The following is a 24,783-nucleotide window of genomic DNA, read 5'->3' as shown; positions in this document are numbered from 1 at the left end:
CTCATGTCCAGGACGCGCTCGGGCCTCGCCGCTTCGCCCGGCGTGAGCACGCCTCCTCCTGCGCCCCCGGCGTTTCACGGCTCCGTCCTGGTCCGGCTCGCGCGGCGCGACCGTGGCCTCGATCTGGGCTGAGCCTTCGCATCCGCCGGGCGCCCTGGCCCCGGAGAGGCCGTCGCGGGCACGGCGGGCGGCGACAAGCGTGGAAAGGCGCGGGATTCCTGGACGATGCGCGCGCCGCGATGGATAGCCGCTGCACAGGCGGGCTCCGGCACCGGGCTTGCGAGCATCGACGACCTGGAGAAGCACCCGCCCACCTCTCTCTTCGCGGGCGGTCCTGCTTCCAGGGCGAGAGGAGCGATATTCCATGGCGTCCGTGATCGGCGGCGAAGCCGCGTTCATCGGGTCCTTGACTGAACTGATCGAGCTCAATTGGTCCGCGGTGGACGCGCTACGAGCGGCGCTCTCACGGATGAGCCGCCCAGGCGACAAGAGCCGACTCGCGACCTTCTTGAACGATCACGAGCGCCACCTCGAGGCGCTCGCCGCCCTGGCCCACGAGCTCGGCGACCCGCCCGTGGAGACCGTCGTCCGACCCAAGCTGAAGTGCAAGGCGCTGACGAACGGGATGGTCGGGGATCGCGCCATCCTGGAGGCGATGAGACATTACGAGGAGGACAGCTGCGCCGCTTACGAACGGATGATATCGTCCCGTGAAGGTCTCTCCGACCGTGCGCGCGACCTCCTCCGCCAATCGCTCGCGGTGGAGCGGCGTCATCGCGAGTGGTTCTCGGAGCAGCTCGACTCCCGGCAAGGGCTCCTGCTCCTGCCGCTGTAGCGAGCGCCCCGGTCTACTCGGCGCTGCCTGCCTCGATCCCGAGCAGCGACCAGAGCTCGTGAGGGGCTGTCCGCCCTTCTGCCGGCGCTGGCTTCCTTCTGCATCATCGTGATCCCGTATCTCTCGAACGTGGGCCGCTTCGCCTCCGCGTTCAGCAGCTCCGTGCCGACGATGACTCCGTCCAGATCGAAGATTAACGCTCGGAGTCGATTCGCGCCCACTCGAGCTCCCCCGCGAGCGCGCCTGGCGTGCCGGCACGCTGGGCGAGGACCTGTCGGACATCGGCGATTCGAGCCAGGAGCGTCCTTGATGGCCGGCGGTTTTCTTCCGCCGTCTCGTGTATCATCGCCGCGATGATTCGTCCTCTGGTCCTTGCCTCCCTTGGCCTCGCCGTCTCCCTCCTGGGCTGCGACGAGCCCCAGAAGCCCGCCGCCCCGGCCACCTCGGCCGCTCCCGCCGCTCAGGCGCCTGCCTCCGCGCCGCCCGCCGCGAGCCCGGCAGCCGCGGCCAGCGCGCCGCCGAAGAAAGAGGTCGTGTGCACGAAGAGCGACCCGGTGACCTTCACGCATCCGGCGCTCGAGGCCAAGGTGCGGCAGCAGCTTCAGAAGCCCGAGGGGCCGATCAAGCGCGCCGAGCTCAAGAACATCAAGACCATGAACCTGTCCGACGCCCAGGGGCTCGACGAGCTCGATCCCTGCCTCTTCCCCGAGCTCACGGGCGTCAAGGGGCTTTACCTGCCGCCGGGCAAGATCGACGACCTCCGCCCGATCAAGGGCCTGCTCCGGCTGGAGTCGCTGCGCGTCTCGGCCACCCTGGTCAAGGACCTCTCCCCGCTCGCCGGCCTCGTCAAGCTCGACCGGCTCGACATCGGCCGCACGCCCGTGAACGACCTTTCCCCGCTCGCCGGCCTCACCAGCCTGACCGAGCTCCAGATCGACGAGACCGAGGTGACGGATCTGGGCCCGCTCGCCGGCCTGAAGAAGCTCGAGATGCTCCAGATGAAGCGGACGCGGGTGAGCGACGTGTCGCCGATCCGGGATCTCAAAACCCTGAAGAACGTGTACCTCGAGGGCTCGCGGGTCGACGACGCGAGCCCGCTCCGGAGCATCCCGGGGATCAAGATCCACGAGGGCTGACACGCCGGGCAGCGCGCCGCCGCCGCGCCGCGACGAGCGCCGCCGCCGCGGCGAAGAGCCCGAGCGGCCGGCCCGCCGCTGCCCCGCCCGCGCCGGCCGCGCCGCACTCGCAGCGGAGCTCGCCGTGGATGCGGCCGCTCGTGTGGGGCGCATCGATCTCCGCGCCTCCCGTGCCCGCAGCGCCCCCGGCGCCGCCGGAGCCGCCGGAGCCGCCGGAGCCGGCGGAGCCGCCGGAGCCGCCGGCGCCGGGACCGCCGCCTTCGCCCGGCAGCGGCGGCGTGTCGATGACGTAGAGCGCCGGCGCGGAGCCCTGCGCCAGGAACGGGCGCGGCGGCAGCGCCGGGCCGAGCGGCAGCGCGGCGAGCCGCGCGGCCGGCCACACGAGGGCCTCGTCCGGATCGAGGCGCCATGCGGCGGCGACCTCCGCGTCCGGCACCGCCCGCCGCTCGGCGCCGTCGACCAGCCAGAGGGACGCAGCGCCGTCGTCGCCGCGCACGAGCAGCGGCGACGACGGGAATGCGTCGCCCTCGGGGAGCGCCTCGAGCGCCGCGTCCGGCGCGCTGGCGACGTCCCAGAACCGCGAGAACCCCCAGGCGCCCAGCGCCTCGACGTCGCCGAGCGGCCGCCTCACGCCGTCGGGCAGATCGAGCGGGCACGCGAGCGCCTTCGGGCTCCCCTGGAGCTCGACCGCCTCGCCGCTCAGCGCGTCGACCCCGTAGGCCCGGACGGCGTGATCGCCGCCGAGCAGGCTGAGCGGCATCGGCGCCTCGAAGCCGTGCGCGCACGGGCCGGGCGGCTCGCAGAGGTCGTCCCGGCGCCGGTCCGCCGGGACGGTGTGGCCCTCGGCGCCCGCGTCGGTCGCCGCGGCGTCGAAGTAGAGCCGCGCGCTGCCGGGCGCGCCCTCCGCGTCCGGGTCGCGGGCCCAGCCGCGGATGCGGGCGCAGTCCGCGGTCTCCAGGGCGCCCTCGGGGGGCTTGTTGAGGAGCGCCTGGTACGAGGCCACGAGCGAGGTGTAGGGCGGCACATACACGAGGCCGACGCCGCTCAAGGACTGCCGCACGTTGAAGTGCAGGTGAATCGTCGTCGGCGTGCCGCCGAAGACGTTGGATACCTTGCCGATGCGCTCTCCCCGCGACACGTCCTGTCCCGGCGAGACCTGGACATCGGACATGTGCAGGTAGTCGTAGCGAGTCCCATCCTCGCCGGTCAGGTACACCGAGTAGCTGCCGATGCTCGTGATGATGCCGTCCGCCACCGCGACGACCCAGTACTTCCCCGCCTCGCAGGTGGGCGGCCGGACGTCCTGCCCCTGGTGACCCGCGCCGGAGGGGCAGAGCGGCATGTCCCACGACCGCGACTCGCAGTAGTTGTCGCGCCACGGATAGGCGTAGTTGTCCGCGTCGCACTGTCCGCCGCGCGGGCCGGCGCTCCCGCCTTTGCTGTACACCTGTGAGTTCGCGAACGCCGGGCCCTCCTCGAGGGGAAAGCGCATGGACGGCGCATACACGACGCCGTCGGCGCGCCCCGCTCCCGAGCCGGCGACGAGCTCGCCGGCCGGATGGTAGGAGAACGGATCGGCCGCGGCCGTGGTGGGCAGGAGCGCGAGCGCGGCGGTCGCGAGGAGCGAGGCCGCCGCGGCGGGGCGGGGGAGGCGGAGGCGGGGCGCGGAGCTCATGGCCTGTCTCCCGCCACCTTTGCGCCGACGCCGCCCACGTAGACGAGCTCCGAGGCGAGCTCGCGGAGGAGCGCGTCCGAGGCGCAGGGCGGCGCCTCGGGCGACGCGCACTCGACGTCGAGCGCGTACGAGACGCCGTTCTCGAGCCAGGACGCGGTCCAGATACCCTCGTTCGCCGTGATGAACGCCGGCGCCCCGCGCACGGAATGGGCCCCTTGGAGCGGTGGAATACCCGGAACTTTGCGCGCGAGACGGGTCATTGTGAGCGAGACGGTGATCGACTCCGTCCTTGCCCAGAACGAGGTCCAGTGCTCCTTGGCCACGATGACCGGCGCCGCGAGGAGCGCGCGCCGGGACGGCACGAGGACCGGGACCTGCGAGGTCCTGGCCGCGTGCGCCGCCGTCGTGGGCAGCGCCGCGAGCGCGCTCCGATCGACCGAGGCGGGAGGGGGCCAGGTGACGGCGTGGATCACCGGCGCCACCGCAATGGACAGCGGCTGGGCGGCCGTCGGGTCGCGTGGCGTCTCGGAAGAGGGGGCGGCCGGCTCGCACGCGGCGACCGCAGCTGAGAGGAGGATAACAACAGCAATGGGTTCGCCGCGCATGAGCACTCCCGGAAAGGGACCCTCGATTCTAGTCGAAAAAATACATCCCTGGCCAAGAGATGACGGGGCGCGCGCAAGATGTCGCCGGGGTGTGACCGGGACGACTTGACGCTCTGCGCGAGGGCGGCGCGTGAGGGCGCGTCGCGCGTGCGGGGGCGTCCAACGAGACCGGCCAACCGCCACGCGTGCGTGAGCTCATGACCGCAGCCGTGCGGCCGCGCTCGGCCGGCGACAGCAAGAGACAGACGATCGTCGATTGCGCGTGATGCGTGGACATACCCCGGGATCGCCGGATGGCGGGGACGTGTTTCGATCTGGTCAACGAGATGCGCCGTGGTAGTTCAGAACACGTCCTGCGGGAGCGGCGGCGGCGAGTGGCCGCTGACGCTCGCATGGATTGAGCCAGGGGATCGCAAGAAATAACTGAGTACTCGCGGACGCGGGAGGAGAGCTCGCTCGGGGCGAGCGGCGCGCGGAGCGTCGCGCCGCAGGCGTCAGGGCCGGCTCTCCTCGTCGTCATCTCCGCTGTTAGCCGCCGGCGACAAGGCGCATCGACCTCGGCGGCTGAATATTGCGCCAATCTGTGGATTCTTGACCATGGAATCGAAGGGAGCTCCCATGAGCACGTATCAACTCTCCGGTCGAGTCGTCCGAGCCAAGACCGAACGCGGCGTTGGCAGTGTGCGGATCGAGGCGTGGGACAGCGCCGAGGTCTACACGGATCTCATCGCCGTCGCCGTGACCCAACAGAACGGCGATTTCGAGATGTCGCTCGATCAGGCCGACGTGGATCGCTATTTCCAGGGGCGGAAGCCGGCGATCGCGCTCCGCATGTTCTCGCCCGGGGCCGAGGAGTACGTCACGCGCTACACGCAATGGAAGGTATCGACGACGCCTGTCACCCTTCGGATCGAGGTGGACCTCGCGGTGACCTCGACCAAGCGCGCTCCGGCCCAATCGGGCGTGCGCGGCACTGTGCGGAACGCGCAAGGCGCGGTAGTCCCGCTCGTGATGGTACGCGCCTACGACGTGAGCCTGGCGTCAGAGATCGAGATCGGCTCGTCTCAGACGGATTCGTCGGGCCATTACAAGATCTCGTACTCGAGCCTCTTGGCGTCCGGCAAGCAACGGCCGGATCTCCGGCTGATCGTCTACGATATGTCGAATCAGGAGCTGGGCCGCTCCGCGCTGATCGTCCGCTCCCCGTCGACCGCTGTCGTCGACCTGGTCACCAGCCAGAACCAGGAAGACCGCGGCCCCTCGGAGCTGCAGCAGCTCAAGTCCCGCACCGCGGCCCATACGCAGGGGGCGGTCCTCCGAACCCTCCAGGGCGAGCAGGTCGATTTCGTCGCGAAGGCGACCGAGGTGGATCGCGGGCAGGTCGAGGCGCTCGTCGCGGCCGACTCCCTCCTGACGTCCGTCGGCGTCGGCGGGTCCGCCGATTCTTTTTACCCCTTCGTCCGCATGGGCTTGCCGGCCACCCAGCGCGGGCTCCTGTCGTACCCCAAACCCGCGCTGCGCCGCGCGCTCGACGAGGCGAAGGAAGCAAAGATCGTGGGCGGCGAAGTCAGCGATAGCTTCGCCGATCTCCTCACCCAGGCCGCCGTCGACCTCGCCATGGGGGCGCCGCCCGCGGGAGCGACCTGCAGCCTCGGTCAGCTCGTCGAGCTCGTGCTGTCCGAGGAGGGCTACGCGGAACATTTCCTCACCGAGTACCTGGCGTTCGATGGCACGCCGGAGGCCTTCTGGGCCCACCTCGCGTCCCTGCCCGAGTACCAGAGCGAGGGCTCGCTCAACATCCCGCGGCTCCAGCTCGTGCTGCAGCTGGGCGCGCTCGCGCGCTATCACTTCCCGCTCGTCGAAGAGCTGTGGGAGCGCCGGCAGGACGCCCAGTTCGCCGAGCTCAAGGACCTCGCGGCCTACAGCGAGGCCGACTGGATCACGATCCTCACCATCCAGCGCAACGGCTCGCCCATCAACTACCCGGCCGACACGCCCGGAGCGACGGTGGCCGAGAGGCGCGCGACCTACGCGAAGGTCCTCCGGCGGGCCCTGGAGGAGGCGTTCCCGTCGAAGGCGGTCGCGTCCGCGATCGCCCTGGTCGGCGGGAGCGAGCTGCCCACGTTCTTCAACAACAACCCTTCGTTCAAGCTCGGCGAGGCGCGCGCCGGCCACTTCATCGCGTCGAACCCGGGGGCGGTCGCGGGGCTCTCCAACCCCACGGTCGCGGTGCGCGATCTCAAGGCGGTCGAGCGGCTGCACAAGCTCACACCCAGGTACGAGGAGGCGAAGGTGCTGCTCGACGCCGGGTTCAAGTCGGCGCGGGAGATCTCCATCCGCGGCAAGCCCCGGGTCGGCGCCGAGCTCGGCCCTGCCCTCGGAGGCGTCGAGATCGCGAACGACATCTACGAAAAGGCGGTCGCCGTCTCCGATGTCGCGCTCGCGCTGTCGCTCAAGTTCGGCGCGGCCTTCAACCAAGGCTCGGCCTACACCCTGCCCGACCCCGCGCGCCGCGCGAGCCAGGCGGCGCCCGACCTCGCGACGTACGAGGCGCTCTTCGGCTCCTCCGACGCGTGCGCGTGCGCGCACTGCGCCTCGGTCTACGGCCCGGCGGCGTACCTCGTCGACGTGCTCCGCTTCCTCGACCGGTACAACTCCAGGGTCACGAAGAGCGGCAGCACCAAGTGGACCGCGAAGGAGCTGCTCCTCGGCAGCGCGCCGGGCTCGACGCCGGCGCTCGCCGGGCGGCGCCCGGACATCGGCCGGATCGACCTCACCTGCCAGAACGCCGACACGCCGCTGCCGTACGTGGACCTGGTGAACGAGATCCTCGCCCACGCCTTCGTGAGCGAGACCCTGGACCAGAACGAGGCCCCGCCCGCCTTCCCGGAGCACATCGCGACCGTCGGCACCGCCGAGGATCTCGCGGCCATGCCGAACCCGCCGAGCGGCGAGGAGGACTGGCACGAGAAGGCTTACGAGCGCCTGGCAGAAAGCGACTTCCCCTTCAGCTTGCCGTATCACCACCGGCACCACGAGGCGCGCGTCTATCTCGAGCACCTCGGCGTGCCCCTGCACGCGTTCCTGACCGAGCTGAGGGCGAGCTGGTCCAGCCCGGAGGCCATGTATCCCGAGGACGCGGCCGCCCATCGGCTCGGGCTTTCAGGGCGCGAGCGCGATCTGATCCGCGGCACCTGGATCTCGGGCGTGACCCTGGCGAGCGCCTGGGGCGTCTCCGTGATCCCAGGCGGGCTGTTCAACGTGCCGGTGTTCCTCAAGCGCTCGGGGCTGTCCTACGGCGAGCTGCGCGACCTGCTCGAGACGTCCGTGCTCCATCGCTTCGGATCGCCGGCGATCCAGCCGGCTGGGAGCTGCAAGATCGAGGCGCAGAGCATCGTCGGCCTGAGCGACGCCGTGGCCTCGCTGGACATCTTGCACCGCTTCCTGCGGCTCCGGCTGCGCCTCGGCTGGTCGATCCGCGAGCTCGATCAGGTGCTGGCCGCGTGCGCGCCCAGCGGCACCGACGTCGTGAACGGCCGCGCGCTGCGCGTGATCGCGGTGATCCAGGCGCTGCGCGCCGAGCGGGGCATCTCGCTGCCGATCGCGGTGCTCGCGAGCTGGTTCGGGCCGCTCGACACCCAGCGCCGCGACGCCGGCGAGACGCCCTCGTTCTACGAGCAACTCTTCCAGAACAAGGCCGTGACCAACCCGGTCGACGCCGCGCTCGCGCTGCCGGGGGTCGCCAGCCTCTCGACCGCCAACCTGCTCGAGTCCCACACGCCAGCGATCCTCGCCGGCCTGCGCATCAGCCGGGAGGAGCTGTCGCTGCTCACCGCGCACTCGGGGCTCGGCCTGCCCGCGCTCGTCCCGGCGGACACCTCCGACCTCGCGCCGGTGACGCTCGCGAAGCTCCACCGCTACGTGACCTTTGCGCGGGCGGTGCGGCTGTCGCTGCCCGATTTCCACGCGCTCTACAACCTGAGCACCTACAAGCCGTTCGAGGCCGGCAACCCCGAGCATACGCTGCGCTTCCTGGACACGGTTGATCGCGTCCGGCGCTCGGGGCTGTCGCCCGCCGACCTCGAGGTCATCTTCCGGGCGCCGCCGTCTCCGCGCGCGCGGATCGCCGTGACCGACGAGGCCATCAACTCCGTGCTCGACCCGATGTTCGGCTCGCTGCTGGCGCTGCGCGGCAAGAACGGCGACCCGGACAGCGAGGCCGAGGCGGCCCTCATCGAGGACACGCTCGGCGCGGCGCTGAAGCTGGACGCGCGGTCGACGCACCTGCTCCTCGCGGACATCCTCACGACGGGCGAGCCCGGCGACGTGCCGCTCGGCAGCGCGTTCTCGCTGCCCGCCTCGCCGCCGCCGTCGCTCGACATCCCCAGCCGCGCCGCACAGCGCGCCGCCTACCGGCACCTGGCGAGGGCCGCGGCGATCGTGCAGCAGCTCGGCGCGAGCGCCGACGAGATCGAGCGCATGTTCGCCGGCGCGTCCCCGGCGCTCGACCTCGACGGGCTGCCGCGCGCCGAGATCGACGGCGCCGGCTCGCCGTCGTTCGCGGACTGGGAGAAGCTCGTGGATTTCGTCGCGCTCCGCTCCCACCTCGTCGGGCCGAACCCGTCGCTGGCGAGCCTGTTCGTGGCCGCGCCCGCGGATCTGGCCGCCGCCACGGGATGGCCCGTGGCGGACGTCGCGGGGCTGCTCTACACCCGCGGCTACGAGGCGCTCGACCCGAGCAACGCCGCGGAGCTGGTCTCGGTCCTCGGGCTCGTGCGCCGCGCGATCGTGGTGCTGAAGCGGCTCGGCATCTCGGCCGAGCAGGCGTTCGCCTGGGAGATCTCGATGCACTCGGTCGACACCGGGCCCGCCAAGCGCATCGTCCAGGCCGCGAAGGCGAAGTACTCCGACGCCGAGTGGGCGCGGGTGGCGCCGCCGCTGCGCGACGTGCTGCGCGAGCGGCTCCGGTCGAGTCTGGTGGCGTACCTCGTGGCGAAGCGGGGATACGAGGACAGCGATGAGCTGTTCGCCGAGCTCCTCGTGGACGTCGAGACGAGCCCCGCGGTGATCACCTCGCGCCTGAAGCAGGCCATCGGCTCGGTGCAGACGTTCGTGCAGCGCGCGCTCATGAACCTGGAGTCGGGACAGCTGACGCTCCCGGAGGAGGCGGCGCGCGAGTGGGCGTGGCGGAAGAGCTACCGCGTCTGGGAGGCGAGCCGCAAGGTGCTCCTCCAGCCCGAGCTGTACCTCGACCCGTCGCTGCGCGACGACAAGTCGCCGTTCTTCAAGGATCTGGAGGCCGAGCTCCGGCAGCAGGACATCACCGACGACGCCGCGGAGCGCGCGTTCGAGCGGTACCTGGACAGGCTCGACGAGGTCGCGAACCTCGAGATCGCGAGCGCGTTCCACCAGAAGGAGGATGGCGACGACACGCACCTCCCCATCGACGTGCTCCACGTCGTCGGCCGCACCGCGGCCCAGCCGTACAAGCATTTCTACCGCACGCGGGTGGACGGGCTGTCCTGGACTCCCTGGGAGCCCATCGATCTCGACATCGAGGGGGACAGGGTCCTGCTCGCCGTGGTGGATCGTCGGCCACACCTGTACTGGCCGATCATCGAGGAGCGCGCCGAGCCGGAGCAGCCGATGCCGGACGACACGCGCACGCCGGGCAAAACGGCGGTGACGAGCCATTACATCCGCCTCGCGTCGAGCCAGCGCCGCAACGGCGCGTGGGGTGCGCGCCGTATGAGCGGCGGCTCGGAGGTGACGCTGGAGTCGGGATCGAATACCGATCGTGTCTCGCTGCTCGTGCAGCGCGACGACGAGCAGGATCCGCCCGCGATCGCGGTGACGATTCTCGACGGCACCGGCGGCTCTCGCCTCGGGCACTTCGCGCAGAGCGCTTGCGGTGCGCTGGAGGGCACCCAATTCATTTCCAACTATCCGCACTACCTGTATTTCGGTGATTCAGTGCCCAGCAGGACCGGCTGGCGGGGGCAGCAATTGGTCTCGAAAGATGCGACCGAGCTCGTCGTTCCGATCAAGATCAACGGCTTCCGGAAGCGGATCCCGCTGCTCGGCAGCGTCACCCCGTTCCGCGCGCTCGTTCCGCGCGAGATCGGCAGTGGGGACTTCAGAGACACCGCCTCGGCCGGCGTGTCGTTCTTCTTCAAGGACGCGAAGTCGACGTTCTTCGCCGATCTCGTCCTGACCGAGTACACCGAGTGGCATGATGCGCCGCAGACCCAGCCCGGGATGACGGCGTACGGCGACATCGGCCTGAACATCGGCGTGCTCGCCCTGCGCGCGGGGCCGACGACGGCCGAGTGGGCGCAGAGGGCGCCCGAGGTGACGCGCATCGCGCACGTCTACGAAGACGCGAAGCGATACCGCTTCATGTCCTTCTATCACCCCTACGCCTGCCTGTTCCGGAAGGAGCTGCAGCGCTCGGGGGTGGACGGGCTGCTCAAGTGGTCGCTCCACCCGACCGAGCCGATCCAGCGCAGCTCCAGCGACCACTTCGAGGAGACGTACGACCCCGATCCCGAGTACGTGCTCACGCCGTATCCGAAGGACGAGGTCGACTTCTCGTTCCAGGGCGCTTACTCGATCTACAACTGGGAGCTGTTCTTCCACGCGCCGTTCCTGATCGCCCTCCGGCTGATGCAGAGCGGCCGGCACGCCGAGGCGCAGCGCTGGTTCCACTTCATCTTCGACCCGACCACGGGCGATCCGGCCCCGGCGCCCGAGCGCTTCTGGAACGTGCGGCCGTTCCGCGAGAACAAGGATCTCGCCTCGATCGAGGACGAGCTCCGGGAGCTGCCGGCCTCGGAGCAGGGCACGGTGGCCAGGCTGATGAGCGCGCTCCTGACGAACCAGGGCGACGAGCAGGAGAAGCTCGATCTCGTCGCGCAGATCGAGGCGTGGCGGAAGGACCCGTTCAATCCGCACCTCGTCGCGCGGATGCGGCCGATAGCCTACCAGAAGGCGGTGGTGTTGAAGTACGTCGAGAACCTGATCGCCTGGGGCGATCAGCTCTTCCGGCGCGAGACCATCGAGTCGCTCAACGAGGCGACGCAGATGTACGTCCTCGCCGGCAACATCCTCGGCCGGCGCCCGGTGCGCATCGAGCGGCAGGACGCAGTGACGCCGCGGAACTACTGGCAGCTCGAGGCGCTCGGGCTCGGAGACCTCTCCGACCCGGTGATCGGGGCGCGGTCCCGCGTCGAGGCGGAGAGCCTGGTGATCCTGATAAAGCCGCCGCACCCCACGATCCACGAGCGGGCGCCTGACCTCGGAGAGCTGTACTTCTGCGTGCCCCGCGACGAGGCGCTCTCGGGGCTGTGGGACACGGTCGCCGATCGGCTGTTCAAGATCCGACACTCGATGAGCATCGAGGGTATGGTCCGGACGCTGCCCCTGTTCGAGCCGCCCATCGATCCGATGCTGCTCGTGCAGGCCAGGGCGCTCGGCGTGGATCTCACGACGGTGCTCAGCGAGGCGAGCTCCCCGCGGCTCTCCTACCGCTTCCAGGTGGTGCACGCGAAGGCGATGGATCTCTGCGGGGCGGTCGCCGGGCTCGGCGCCGCGCTGCTCGCCGCCATGGAGAAGAAGGACGGCGAGGCGATCGCGCGGCTCCGCTCCGGCCACGAGGTCGATCTCCTCGCGGCGGTGCGCGAGATCAAGGCGCAGCAGGTCAAGGAGGCGCAGGCGACGGTCGCCTCGCTGGAGCGGTCGCACGAGACGGCGCGGCTCCGCCGCGACCATTACGCGGGCCTGCCGCGGATCAGCGCTGCGGAGCAGGGCGCGCTGGCCATTAGCGCCATGGGCTTGGAGCTTGGGCTCGCGGCGCAGGTGATCGCCGCCGTCGCCCCCAGCGTCGAGGCGACCCCGGCGACGACGTTCGGCGGCGCGGGCACGATGGGGAGCCCGGTGGCCCTCACCACGATCGGCGGGCAGGCGTCGGGCGCGCCGATCGAGGCGGCGTCGCAGGCGCTCTCCATGGCCGCCGGCGCGCTGCGCGAGGGGGCGTCGATCGCGTCCACGATCGCCGGCTACGAGCGGCGCGCCGAGGAGTGGACGCTGCAGGAGCGGCTCGCGGCGAAGGAGATGCAGGGGCTGGAGAAGCAGATCGTCGCCGCGAAGATCCGCGCCGCGGTGGCCGAGGTGGAGCTCAGGAACCACGATCGGCAGACCGAGCAGGCGCGCGAGGTGCTCGAGTTCCTCCAGGGCAGGAAGCGCACGACCGAGGAGCTGTACGACTGGATGGTGGCGGAGCTGTCGACCGTCCACTACCAGACGTACACGCTCGCCTACGACATGGCCAGGCGCGCGGAACGGGCGCTCCGGTTCGAGCTCGGCACGGCCGACGGCACGCCCGCGATGGTGCGCTTCGGCGCATGGGACAGCCTGAAGCAGGGCCTGCTCGCCGGCGAGCGGCTCCAGCACGACCTGCGCCGCCTGGAGGTCGCGTTCCTGGAGCAGACGCCGCGAGAGGCGGAGCTCGTCAAGAACGTCTCGCTCGCCGAGGTCGCGCCCGAGCAGCTCATGCGGCTGCGCGAGACCGGCACCTGCGAGCTCGAGCTGACGCAGGAGGTGTTCGATCTCGATTACCCGGGTCACTACTTCCGGCGCATCAAGTCGGTCGCCGTCACGGTACCGACCGTGACCGGCCCGTACGCGGGCGTGAACTGCACGCTCACGCTGAGCAACACGAGCGTGCGCCCGCCGCCGCAGGGGCAGCAGCCACCGGTGACCGCCGAGACCTATGCGGAAACCGAGAATTTCCGGACGGATCTCGTGCCGCTGACGGGCGTGATCGCGACGAGCGGTGGGGTGAACGACGCGGGCCTGTTCGAGCCGAACCTGCGCGACGAGCGGTATCTCCCCTTCGAGGGGGCGGGCGTGCTCGGCACCTACAAGATCGAGCTCCCTGCGGCGAACAACCGCTTCGACATCGCGGCGGTGAGCGACGTGATCCTGCACATCCGGTACACAGCGCGCTCGGACGGCGCCTTCGCGGGCGTGGCGAAGGACTATTACACCGCACACCCGCCGGTGCGGCGCCGGCTCTTCAGCCTGCGGTCCGAGCTGCCGGCCGAGTGGGCCCGGTTCATGGCGGCGTCCCCGAATCCGGGCGTGGCGCAGGAGCTCGCGATCCCGCTCACGCCGGAGATGTTCCCCTATGCGCCGGCGACGCGGAAGGTCGCGTTGACGAGCGTCACGTTCTATGCGCGGTGGAACGGCAAAGTGGCCTATACGAGCGGCGTTGCGCTCGAAGTGCTGGTGGCACCGCCAGGGGCCACGGCGACCGAGCGCGCGCTCCCCGGCTATCCGGACAATAACGCGCGCAGCACGGGCAAGAGCGTCACGCTGAGCCTGTCCAACAACGAGCGGGATCTCGGCACCTGGACGCTCAGCGCGAGCAGCGTCGCGGTCGGCGAAATCGCGCAAGAGCTGAGGACGACGACGACGACGCCGGCGAGCCACCGGCTCAACGACACGCTCCAGGACATCTACCTGCTCTGCGAGTACGGCTTCGCCGACGCGGTCGAGGTCGAAGAATAAAACCAGGCGATCTCTCATCAAGGAGTCAGCATATGTCGGACAACATCACGCTTTCTGAGGGCGCGGGCACGCTCCTCGCCACCGACGAGATCCTCGGCGTCCACGTCCTGCGCGCCAAGCTGCAGACAGGCGTGGACGGCACCGCCATCGACGTCTCGCAGGACGATCCGCTGCCGGTGGGCCTGGTCGAGCCGCTCCCGGCCGGCGGCAACACGGTCGGCGCGGTCAATGTGAAGCCGGCCACCGCAGGTGGGCTCTCGGTCTACCGCTTCCTCGGCTTGAACTCCTCGGGGCGGAGCGTGAAGAGCTCCGCCGGGCAGGTGTTTGGCTGGCACTGCTCCAACACGGGAGGGAGCGGCGTGTTCGTGAAATTCTATAACACGGGGGCGGTCCCGGCCGTCGGCTTGAGCCCCGCGTTCATGACGCTCTACGTGCCCGCCGGACAGGCGATCTCGGCCGAGCACACGAACGGCATCGCGTTCTCGAGCGGCATCGGCATCGGCGCGACCCCGCACTCGGCGGACGGCGACGAGAACAACCCCGCGGCGGATACGGTGGTCGTGAACGTGTTCTACAAGTAGCGCTGCCCGCAGAGGGTGCGTGCCCTTGTCCCGGGGGGCGGTGGGGCGACGAGGACAGGGCCGTGGAGAGTTGGAATCGTCCGTGAGCGGCGCGTGCCCCCGCGCCGCTCACGGACTCGGCGGCCTACGCCGTCGTGCCGGAGCGAGTCGCTCCGTGCGCGCGGGCCGCCCATTGCCAAGGGAATAGGGAGACGGATGAACGCTCGTGAGCCCAAGAAGGAAACCACCGCTGCTCCGAACGCATCGCCGGCCGCGCCGGATGCCGGAGCCGGCGGCAAGAGCCGAGACCCCGCGTCCCTCGCCCGGGACAGGTCCGGTAAAGACACCGAGGCTCCGAAGGGCCTCCCCGGCGCGCCCAAGACGCCGGAGCTGCCCGCGCCCGCGCTGCCGAAGGGCGGCGGCGCGATCCGCGGGGTGGATGAGAAATTCGCCGCGAACCCGGTGACGGGCGCGGGGTCGTTCTCGATCCCGCTGCCGGTGAGCCCCGGCCGCGCCGGGTTCGGGCCGGCGCTCGCGGTGACGTACGACTCCGGGGCTGGCAACGGCCCGTTCGGCGTGGGCTGGCAGCTGTCGATCCCGCGCATCACGCGAAGGACCGACAAGGGCCTTCCCCGTTACGACGACGCGCACGAGAGCGATGTGTTCGTCCTGTCCGGCGCGGAGGATCTGGTGCCCGCCCGCTCGATCGACGGCGCGGAGCTCGACCGGTACGAGACGGAGAGCGAGCGGGTGATCCGCTACCGTCCGCGCGTCGAGGGCGCGTTCGCGCGGATCGAGCGCCGCGAGGTCAAGGCGAGCGGGAACGTGTACTGGACGGCGACGACGCCGGACAACATAACGAGCGTCTACGGGCGGAGCGAGCATGCGCGGATCGCCGACCCGGCGAGGCCGGAGCGCATCTTCTCGTGGCTGCTGGAGGAGACGCGGGACGACAAGGGCAATGTCGTCGTCTACGACTACAAGGCGGAGGATCTGACGGGCGTGGCGCGCGACGAGGCCGCGGAGAGCCACCGCCATGCGGGCCGCGCGGCGGTCGCGAACCGCTACCTCAAGCGCGTCCGCTACGGGAACACCGCGCCGGGCGACGCGGGGAGCTGCCTGTTCGAGGTCGTCTTCGATTACGGCGAGCACGACGCCGTGGCGCCCGCGCCGGCGGAGAGCACTCCGTGGCCGGTCCGCCAGGACGCGTTCTCGGTGTACCGCGCCGGGTTCGAGGTCCGCACGTACCGGCTCTGCCGTCGCGTGCTGATGTTTCACCATATGTCCGAGCTCGGCGAGACCCCGTGTCTCGTGCGGTCGCTCGATCTCACGTACGTGCCGGGCCCTCACCTCACGCGCCTCGCCGCCGCGACGCAGGCGGGATATCTCCGCGATCCGCAGACGCAGGCGTACAGCCGCGAGGCGCTGCCGCCCATCGCGCTGACGTACAGCGAGCCGGTGATTCACCGCGAGGTGAAGTCGCTCGATCCCGAAAGTCTTCGCGACCTGCCCGGCGGCACGATGGGGTCCGGGCGGCGGTGGGTCGATCTCGATGGCGAGGCGCTCCCCGGCATCCTGATCGAGGAGGGCGAGGCGCTCTATTACAAGCAGAACCTCGGCGCGGGCCTTCTGTCCCCGGCGCGGCCGCTCGCGTCGCGGCCGGCGGTCCTGGGCGGTGGGCAGCTGCTCGACATCGACGGAGACGGGCGCAAGGAGATGGTGGTGTTCGAGCGGCCGGTGTCGGGCTACTTCGACCGCACCGACGCGGGCTGGGCGCCGTTCCGCCCGTTCGCATCGCAGCCGAACGTCGACTGGAGCGACCCGAATCTCCGCCTCATCGATCTCAACGGCGACGGCCACGAGGACATCCTCATCACGGGGCCGGACACGTTCACCTGGTATCCGTCGCTCGCCAAGGGCGGCTTCGACCGGCCGATCACGATCTCGCGCCCGGGTGACGAGGAGCGCGGGCCGGCGCTCGTCTTCTCCGACGCGGTGCAGAGCATCTTCCTGGCCGACATGAGCGGCGACGGGCTGGTCGACCTCGTGCGGATCCGGAACGGCAACGTGTGTTACTGGCCCAGCCTCGGCCATTGCCGCTTCGGCGCCAAGGTGCAGATGGGCGGCAGCATGCGGTTCGACCACGAGGGCCGCTTCGACCCGAAGCGCATCCGCCTCGCCGACGTGGACGGCTCGGGGACGACCGACATCCTTTACCTGCACCCGGACGGCGTGCGCTTTTATGCGAACAACGCGGGAAATACGTTGGCTTCGCCGGTGATCTTGCCGCGGCTGCCGGACGTGAGCGATCTCGCGGCGGTGGACGTGATCGATCTGCTCGGCTCCGGGACCGGGTGTCTCGTATGGGCCTCATCGCTGCCCGGGGCGCGACCGCGGATACGCTACATCGATCTGCTCGGGAGCAACAAGCCGCACCTCTTGACCTCGATCGCGAACAATCTCGGAAGGACCACGACGGTGACCTACGCTCCGTCGACGAAGTTCTACCTCGCCGACCGGGCGACCGGCCGGCCGTGGGTGACGAAGCTCCCGTTCGTGGTCCACGTCATCGAGCGCGTCGAGGTCTTCGATGCCGTCTCGCGGCATCGCTTCGTCACGACGTATGCTTACCACCACGGCGACTACGACGGGGTGGAGCGGGAGATGCGCGGCTTTGGCATGGTCGAGCAGCGGGACACCGAGTCGGTCTCGGCGTTCAGCGGGGCCGGCTTCGCGCCGCCCGCGGCCAACGCCGATCCCGAGCTGCACCTGCCGCCGGTGCTGACGAAGACGTGGTTCCATACCGGCGCGTGGATCGAGGGGGCGAAGATCTCGGCGCAGTACGAGAGCGAGTATTACGCCGGTGACGCAGGCGCGGTCCGTCTGGAGGATACGGTGCTTTCCGAGGAGCTTCGCGCCATCGAGATGCGCGAGGCGTGCCGGGCGCTCAAGGGGCGGCCCCTCCGCCAGGAAATCTATGCGCTCGACGGGTCGGCGGAGGAGCCGCGGCCGTACGTCGTCACGGAGCACAGCTACGAGATGCGGCGCCTCCAGCCCGCGGCGGGCAATGCGCACGCAGCGTTCTTCGCCCATGCGCGCGAGGCGCTGGAGTACCATTACGAGCGCAGCGAGAGCGATCCGCGCGTGACGCACGCGCTCACGCTGAAGGTCGACGATTACGGCGTGGTCATGCAGGCGGCGCAGATCGGGTATCGCCGGCGGGCGGCGGTGACGGTATTCCCCGAGCAGGGGCAGGGGAAGGCGACGCTGACGGAGAACAAGGTGAAGCACCTGGTCCCGGACGAGGAGGGTGCTTATCGGATCGGGGTCCCGACCGAGACGCGGACCTACGAGCTGCACGGCCTGCCGCTCGGCTCGGAGGGGGTGCTCGGGTTCCAGGCAGTCTTCGACGCGGCGGCCGCGGCGGAGGACGTGCCGACGCTCGCGTACGACGGGACGCCGAGCGAGGGCTTCCAGAAGCGCCTGTTGCAGCACACGCGCACGAGGTACTGGAGCGACGATCTCACGGGGCCGTTGCCGTTCGGCGAGGTCGGGGGCAGGGCGCTCGTTTACGAGAGCTTCGCCAAGGTCCTCACGCCTTCGCTGACCGCGTCCGTGTTCGGCTCTCGCGTCACGAGCGGCATGCTCGCGGAGGGGGGCTATCTCCAGCTCCCGGACGATCCGGACTATTGGGTGTCCTCGGGGCGGGCGGTGCCCTCGGCGGCTCACTTCTACTTGCCGACGACGTTCGTCGATCCGTTCGGCAACACGTCGCAGGTCGTCTATGATGCGCATTGCCTGCTCGTGACGCAGGTGACGGATCCCCTGAGCAACGTCGTGGAAGCCGTCCCCGACTACCGTGTGCTCGCCCCGTCGAAGCTGACGGACGCGAACGGCAACGTGAGCGAGGTGCGCTTCGACGCGCTGGGGAGGGTCACGCTGTTGGCGGTGATGGGCAAGCCGGGGGCCGGCGAGGGCGACCCGCTCGACGATCCGACGGCCACGTTCGCGTATGACCTGGAGCGATTCCAGCTCACCGGCAAACCGAACATGGTGCACGCCCGCGCCCGTGAGCAGCACGGACCGGGCAACCCGCGCTGGCTGGACACGTACATCTACTCGGACGGCTCGGGCAACGAGGTGCTGCGCAAGGTGAAGGCGGAGCCGGGGCTCGCGCCCGAGCGCGACGCGAACGGCGCGCTGGTGCACGACACGCAGGGCAACCTGGTCTTTTCGCACGCGACGTCGCGCTGGGTCGGCACCGGGCGCACGGTGGTGGACAACAAGGGCAATCCGGTCAAGCAGTACGAACCGTTCTTCAGCGCGACGCACGAGTACGAGGACGAAGCGGAGCTCGTGGCGTGGGGGGTCACGCCGATCCTGCGGTACGATCCGCTCGGCCGTCTCATCCGGACCGACCTGCCGAATGGCACGTTCTCGCGGGTGGTATTCGATGCGTGGAAGCAGACGTCGCAGGATCCGAACGACACGGTGCTGGAGAGCGCGTGGTACGCGGCGCGGCAGGCGCTGCCCCAGGGCGACTCGGAGCGCCGTGCGGCGGATCTGGCCGCGGCCCACGCGGGTACGCCGGCGGTGAGCCACCTGGACGCGCTGGGGCGGGTGTTCCGCGCGGTGGCGGACAACGGGGCCGAGGGGCAGTACATCACGCAGACGACGCTCGATATCGAGGGGCGGCCGCTCCTGATCACCGACGCGCGCGGAAACCAGGCGATGCAGCATCGCTTCGGGCTCGGCGGGCAGCTGCTCTACCAGAAGAGCAACGACAGCGGCGAGCGGTGGATGCTGGCGGGCGCGACGGGACAGCGGCTGCGCGCCTGGAACGGGCGGGGATTCGTCTACCGCTCGTCGTACGATGGGCTGCGCCGGCCGACGCACGAGCACGTGCAGCTCGGCTCGGGCAGCGAGCGGCTCATGCGACGCTACGTCCACGGTGAAGCCCATCCTCAGGCGACGGCGCTCAACCTGCGCGGACGGTCGTATCAGGTGTATGATGGCGCGGGCGTGGTGACGAGCCAGGCGTACGACTTCAAGGGCAACGTGCTGCAGGCGTCGCGCCGGCTGCGCAGCGACGTGCACGCGGACGCCGACTGGTCGGTGCTGTCGGCGCTGACGGATGTGTCCGCCATCGTGATGGCGGCCGACCCGCTGCTGGAGGTGGAGAGCTTCGGCACACAGACGGCGTACGATGCGCTGAACCGGCCGACGAGCGTGACGGCGCCGGATACGAGCGAGGTCAAGCCGACGTACAACGAGGCGGGGCTGCTCGATCGGGTCGAGGCGCGAGTTCGGGGCGCGGTGACGTGGACGACGTTCGTCGACGACATCGATTACGACGCGAAGGGGCAGCGCGAGCGGATCGAGTACGGCAACGGCACCTTCACGGCGTACACGTATGACCCGCTGACGTTCCGGCTCTCGCGCCTGAAGACGACTCGGAGCTCGGACAGCGCGGTGCTGCAGAACCTGACGTATGTGTACGACCCAGTCGGGAACATCGTGGAGATCGGGGACAGCGCGCAGCAGACGGTGTTCTTCAACAATGCCGTGGTATCGCCGAGCGCGCAGTATGTGTACGACGCGGTCTACCGGCTGATCGAGGGGACGGGGCGGGAGCACGCGGGCGGGCTGTCGGACGCGCCGCGCGACCAGAACGACCTGCCGATTCAGTCGCTGCCGCACCCGAACAACGCGCAGGCGCTGAGGAACTATACGGAGCAGTACGTCTACGACGCGGTAGGCAACCTGCTGAGGATGGTGCACCAGGCGGGGACGGGGAGCTGGACGCGGTGGTATGCGTACGAGGAGACGGTGAACAACCGGCTGACGAGCACGACCGGGGACCCGGCGAATGGGCCGTTCCGCACCTATGCGCATGACGCGCACGGCAACATGACGTCGATGCCGCACATCACGGCGCTGACCTGGGACGAGAACGACCAGGTGCGGAGCACGGATCTCGGCGGCGGCGGCGATGTCTATTATGACTACGATGCTGCGGGGCAGCGCGTGCGCAAGGTCTGGGAGCACAGCGGGCTGGTGGACGAGCGCATCTACCTCGGCGGCTACGAGGTGTACCGCAGGCGCAACAGCTCAGGGCTGGTGCTGGAGCGGCAGACGCTGCACGTGATGGATGGCGCGCGGCGGGTGGCGATGGTGGAGACGAAGACGGTGGACACGTCGGGGCCGTTCACGGTGACGCCGCGGGTGCGCTATCAGCTGGACAACCACCTCGGGTCGGCGTCGCTGGAGGTCGACGGGGCGGGGCTGGTGATCGGGTACGAGGAGTACCATCCCTACGGGACCACGGCGTACTGGTCGGCGGCGTCGGGGATCGAGGTCTCGCAGAGGAGGTACAGGTACACGGGCAAGGAGAAGGACGAGGAAACGGGGCTCTACTACCACGGGGCGAGGTACTATGCGCCGTGGCTCGGGAGGTGGACGAGCGCAGATCCGGCGGGGATGGTCGATGGGCCAAACCTCTACGAGTATGTGCGGGGGAATCCGATAAAGTTGGTGGACCCCAACGGGAGCGATTCGAAGGAGGCCGATGACTTCAAGGCCAGCCTGCGGCTTCAGCTGAAGACCGTATCCGCTGACGATGACACGGTGAAGCCCGTCCAGCACAAGACGAGAAGCATCTTCGGGGATAGGAAGGACATCAAGCAGATCGGTGAGCTCCAGGTTGCCCCGCCTCCCGAGACGAGCACATCGTCTCCGCGAGCGATTCACTCGACCCCGCCGGGACGAGGAACAAGCCCGGCCGGAGCTACCTATGTGCCGCCTGGCAGGAGCAGCGGCGGACCGACTGATGGGATGTCCCCGGAGACCGCCGCGGTCTATCGATACCTGACGGAGGAGAACCCCGTCCTTGGGGCCGTCGTGGGTGCGGTCCAGCTTGCAGGAGCGATTCTCATGCTCCGTTCCGATGCTCGGGCTCTCAGCTCCGCCGCCAGGGCGAATATCTCGCCGACGCGGAGACCTGCGGCGGGGAAAAATGAGGGGCGAGAGAGCACCCCAGGCCTGTCAGCATCCTACGTGTTACCGTCCGGCAAGGCTTTCAGATCCCCAGGAGGGCGCCCCATCGCGACGCTTGAGCAGCGGAGTCCATCGATCATCGTCTCCGAGCCACCCGGCGAAGTCGGAGTCATGATCTCAAGACGCCTCACCCCAACGGAGATGTGGTCGCTGCAGAAGGAGTTCGGAGTCGAGTTCGCTCTGGTCTATCGAACCGGAATGGGACGAGGTGGTGGAGGCGGCACGTACTGGCTTTACTCTGGGTCCGTCGCAGGGGTCAGGCCGCCCATTGGGCCAAACATCCGTCTCATCAGCCACACTCATCCAAAGGGCGGTGACTACGGGCCCAGCGAGCAGGACCGCGGATTCCTCAGGAATTTGCGCAAAGCGGGCTCGCCACAGAACGTGTCTACGGTGATAGAGCATGATATGAACGTGATCACATTCGGCCAGCCTCGCCCCAAGAAGCAATAGAGGAAATTGGATCATGGACGACAGCAAACTGAAAGAGTTTGAGCATATGTGGCAATCGGACAAGGAGTGCTACATGCTGAGCGAAGTCGAAGGCGGCGACTTCTCGAGCAAGAGGTATGCGATCGTCGACATTAGTACGAATCATGGGGTTATCATCGAAGATAACGAGGTCGCGCACGAGGTCGTCCGGCGCATGCTCGAAGCCGGCGTGAGCGTCGGTAATCCATTTGATCTGAAAACAAGAAAAGAGATCTTGAAACGCCGCCTCAGGTCGTCCCGTGAGGACCATTAACACGATCTCCTCCTGCGGTTCTCTCGCGCCGACATGGTGCTCACGATCCGATGCTTGTGAGCTCGGCAATGCTCTAGAGCATCTGCATGCCGCACTCGCTCAGCCCGCTGTCAAGGAGGGAGACTTCCGTGGGAAGAACAAGAGATCCTATCGTGTTTGCATGATGCGATCTTTGGATAGCTATATCAAGTTCTTGCCGCAGCTCTTGCCGGAGCTGGGGGCGCCGATGATCGGCGCGATGCCGCTCTGGTCCCCGTGAGGCCGGGCTTGACATCGGTGACCTCTCGCGCCCCGCTGGTGGTGCTCTCGTCTCGGCAATCGCCACCATCCCGCTGAACCCTCCTTGCGCCGGCAATCGCCAACTTGCCATCGCAGGCTTCGCGAATGCTGACGACGGTCATCGTGCTCGTTGGCGCTGCCCGGCGTGCTGATCGAGGAGGGCGAGGCGCTCTATTACAAGCAGAACCTCGGCGCGGGCCTTCTGTCCCCGGCAACGGCACCTTCACGGCCTACACGTACGATTCGCTCACGTACCGGCTCGCGCGCCTGAAGACGACGCGGAGCGCGGACAGCGCGGTGCTGCAGAACCTGACGTATGTGTACGACCCGGTCGGGAACATCGTGGAGATCGGGGACAGCGCGCAGCAGACGGTGTTCTTCAACAACGATGTGGTGTCGCCGAGCGCGCAGTATGTGTACGACGCGGTCTACCGGCTGATCGAGGGGACGGGGCGGGAGCACGCGGGCGGGCTGTCGGACGCGCCGCGCGACCAGAACGACCTGCCGATTCAGTCGCTGCCGCACCCGAACAACGCGCAGGCGCTGAGGAACTATACGGAGCAGTACGTCTACGACGCGGTGGGCAACCTGCTGAGGATGGTGCACCAGGCGGGGACGGGGAGCTGGACGCGGTGGTATGCGTACGAGACGGCGAGCAACCGGCTGACGAGCACGACCGGGGACCCGGAGCACGGGCCGTTCAGCACCTATGCGCATGACGCGCACGGCAACATGACGTCGATGCCGCACATCACGGCGCTGACCTGGGACGAGAGCGACCAGGTGCGGAGCACGGATCTCGACGGCGGCGGCGATGTCTATTACGACTACGACGCTGCGGGGCAGCGCGTGCGCAAGGTCTGGGAGCACAACGGGCTCGTGGACGAGCGCATCTACCTCGGCGGCTACGAGGTGTACCGCAGGCGCAACGGGTCGGGGCTGGAGCTGGAGCGGCAGACGCTGCACGTGATGGATGGCGCGCGGCGGGTGGCGATGGTTGAGACGAAGACGGTGGACACGTCGGGGCCGTTCACGGTGACGCCGCGGGTGCGGTATCAGCTCGATAATCACCTCGGGTCGGCGTCGCTGGAGGTCGACGGGGCGGGGCTGGTGATCGGGTACGAGGAGTACCACCCCTACGGGACGACGTCGTACTGGTCGGCGGCATCGGGGATCGAGGTCTCGCAGAGGAGATACAGGTACACGAGCAAGGAGAAGGACGAGGAGACGGGGCTCTACTACTATGGGGCGCGGTACTATGCGCCGTGGCTCGGGAGGTGGACGAGCGCGGATCCAGCGGGAATGGTGGATGGACCGAACCTGTATGAGTACGTGCGGGGGAATCCCGTTGGGATGATTGATCCGAGTGGCATGGCCGGCGATGAGCCGAGCTATGGGCGCGAAGCGCTCCAGAACATCAACGCAGTGAACGCGGCAAAACTGGGCCTTGAGGTCGAAACGGAAGAAGAAAAGAAGGCACAGTTGGCGGAGGTCAAGAAGACCCCCGTAAAGGTAACGAAAGCGCCCGCTCTCCCGGTCCAGGAGCTCCGGCCGGAGCACCCGCTTGCCGGCGACATGGAGAAAGTCCGACGGGCGGCGGAGCTGTCGTCCATTCCACCCGACCAGAGAGAGCTTCGAGAGGATGCTGCGCAGTACCTTCGCTATGGTCCAGTAGATGCCGTCCTTCTCGAAGGCGAAGCGGCCAAAGACAGGATCGAGGCCGAGATCGAGTCTCTTGAGGCGAAGGAGGTGAGCGTCCATCCGGATGCGATCAAGATCCAGGCGGACCTTGAGAAGCGGGGCGTGCTCCCGCCGCGGCTCACTGGACCTAAGGGGGCGATCCTACCGGGTCCGATCGAGCGAGATCCCGTCGGTGGGTATCGGATTCAAGCGTCGGGTCAGGTGAGGCCTAGAGTGAATCTGGATATCGGAGCAGCTGTGGCATTCGTCGCGGAGGGCTCGCCGATACGGCGTGAGTTGCGGCAGTTTGTTGAGGGCAAAGACATGGTCATGAGTCAGACTGCCTTGACCGAGTTCCGCGGCAATCTTCGAGCTGCGGGACCCTCAGAGTTGGCAAGAGCGGAGCGCCTTCTCGGAAGGGTAACGATTTTGTCTGACGAGCCGTCAGCGCGAGCGATCGCCCTTCGGCCGACGCAGAAAGTCGGAGCAAATGATAATTGGGATCTTCGGGACGGGAGATCAGATTGGCGCGGTGACTATGTCAAACGATAAAAATTTTGTGAAGGGTGCCAAGGCTCAGGGCGTGGTATTCCCCGCCTTCATTCATCGTCCCATTTCGCTGCGTGGAAAATAGGAGGAAGC

Annotated in this window: 11 protein-coding genes; 9 read left to right on the top strand and 2 right to left on the bottom strand. The window is 68.8% G+C overall.

Annotated elements, in window-relative coordinates; genetic code table 11:
• Positions 1-3: 3 nt before the first annotated feature.
• From WMF36_RS34530 to WMF36_RS34520, 3 genes are all read left to right on the top strand, one after another.
• A complete protein-coding gene (locus tag WMF36_RS34530; protein ID WP_437575054.1) occupies positions 4-132 on the top strand; it encodes a hypothetical protein in 129 nt (42 codons plus the stop codon).
• A gap of 232 nt (positions 133-364) precedes the next feature.
• Entirely contained in the window at positions 365-835 is a 471-nt protein-coding gene (locus WMF36_RS34525; RefSeq protein WP_437575053.1) for a ferritin-like domain-containing protein, read from the top strand.
• A 353-nt stretch (positions 836-1,188) separates the two neighbouring features.
• Positions 1,189-1,971: a leucine-rich repeat domain-containing protein gene (locus WMF36_RS34520; RefSeq protein WP_437575052.1), complete on the top strand. Its 783-nt coding sequence runs from the start codon at positions 1,189-1,191 to the stop codon at positions 1,969-1,971.
• On the opposite strand, the gene WMF36_RS34515 is transcribed toward WMF36_RS34520, so the two are convergent.
• Entirely contained in the window at positions 1,952-3,646 is a 1,695-nt protein-coding gene (locus WMF36_RS34515; RefSeq protein WP_437575051.1) for a M23 family metallopeptidase, read from the bottom strand. The two genes, WMF36_RS34520 and WMF36_RS34515, sit on opposite strands and share 20 nt — an antisense overlap.
• Complete coding sequence (locus WMF36_RS34510; protein ID WP_437575050.1) at positions 3,643-4,119, bottom strand: hypothetical protein; 477 nt, start codon at positions 4,117-4,119, stop codon at positions 3,643-3,645. Before WMF36_RS34510 ends, WMF36_RS34515 begins: the two co-directional genes overlap by 4 nt.
• Positions 4,120-4,869: 750 nt before the next feature.
• Here WMF36_RS34510 and WMF36_RS34505 point away from each other — a divergent pair.
• From WMF36_RS34505 to WMF36_RS34480, 6 genes are all read left to right on the top strand, one after another.
• Positions 4,870-13,821 (top strand): neuraminidase-like domain-containing protein, encoded by an 8,952-nt coding sequence (locus tag WMF36_RS34505; protein ID WP_437575049.1) that lies wholly within the window; start codon positions 4,870-4,872, stop codon positions 13,819-13,821.
• Positions 13,822-13,853: 32 nt separating this feature from the next.
• On the top strand, positions 13,854-14,402 hold the full coding sequence (locus WMF36_RS34500; protein WP_437575048.1) for a hypothetical protein: 549 nt from the start codon (positions 13,854-13,856) through the stop codon (positions 14,400-14,402).
• Positions 14,403-14,597: 195 nt separating this feature from the next.
• The gene (locus tag WMF36_RS34495; RefSeq protein ID WP_437575047.1) at positions 14,598-21,890 is read left to right on the top strand and encodes a SpvB/TcaC N-terminal domain-containing protein; all 7,293 of its coding nucleotides are present in this window, start codon (positions 14,598-14,600) and stop codon (positions 21,888-21,890) included.
• A 13-nt stretch (positions 21,891-21,903) separates the two neighbouring features.
• The gene (locus WMF36_RS34490; RefSeq protein WP_437575046.1) at positions 21,904-22,182 is read left to right on the top strand and encodes a hypothetical protein; all 279 of its coding nucleotides are present in this window, start codon (positions 21,904-21,906) and stop codon (positions 22,180-22,182) included.
• 576 nt (positions 22,183-22,758) lie between these two features.
• Positions 22,759-24,693, top strand: coding sequence for an RHS repeat-associated core domain-containing protein (locus tag WMF36_RS34485; protein ID WP_437575045.1), 1,935 nt, complete (start codon positions 22,759-22,761; stop codon positions 24,691-24,693).
• Positions 24,632-24,775, top strand: coding sequence for a DUF1308 domain-containing protein (locus tag WMF36_RS34480; protein WP_437575044.1), 144 nt, complete (start codon positions 24,632-24,634; stop codon positions 24,773-24,775). The genes WMF36_RS34485 and WMF36_RS34480 overlap by 62 nt, the downstream gene beginning before the upstream one ends.
• The last annotated feature ends 8 nt before the right edge of the window (positions 24,776-24,783 follow it).

Origin of the sequence: Sorangium sp. So ce887 (assembly GCF_051521455.1) — a bacterium.
Taxonomy (GTDB): Bacteria; Myxococcota_A; Polyangia; order Polyangiales; family Polyangiaceae; genus Sorangium.
This window is presented reverse-complemented; position numbering and strand designations above follow the sequence as displayed.

Excerpts from the sequence above, each read along its gene's own strand:
- WMF36_RS34530 (WP_437575054.1), top strand. The coding sequence starts at position 4 with ATGTCCAGGACGCGCTCGGGCCTCGCCGCTTCGCCCGGCGTGAGCACG.
- WMF36_RS34525 (WP_437575053.1), top strand. The coding sequence starts at position 365 with ATGGCGTCCGTGATCGGCGGCGAAGCCGCGTTCATCGGGTCCTTGACT.
- WMF36_RS34520 (WP_437575052.1), top strand. The coding sequence starts at position 1,189 with ATGATTCGTCCTCTGGTCCTTGCCTCCCTTGGCCTCGCCGTCTCCCTC.
- WMF36_RS34515 (WP_437575051.1), bottom strand. The coding sequence starts at position 3,646 with ATGAGCTCCGCGCCCCGCCTCCGCCTCCCCCGCCCCGCCGCGGCGGCC.
- WMF36_RS34505 (WP_437575049.1), top strand. The coding sequence starts at position 4,870 with ATGAGCACGTATCAACTCTCCGGTCGAGTCGTCCGAGCCAAGACCGAA.
- WMF36_RS34500 (WP_437575048.1), top strand. The coding sequence starts at position 13,854 with ATGTCGGACAACATCACGCTTTCTGAGGGCGCGGGCACGCTCCTCGCC.
- WMF36_RS34495 (WP_437575047.1), top strand. The coding sequence starts at position 14,598 with ATGAACGCTCGTGAGCCCAAGAAGGAAACCACCGCTGCTCCGAACGCA.
- WMF36_RS34490 (WP_437575046.1), top strand. The coding sequence starts at position 21,904 with ATGGACGACAGCAAACTGAAAGAGTTTGAGCATATGTGGCAATCGGAC.
- WMF36_RS34480 (WP_437575044.1), top strand. The coding sequence starts at position 24,632 with ATGATAATTGGGATCTTCGGGACGGGAGATCAGATTGGCGCGGTGACT.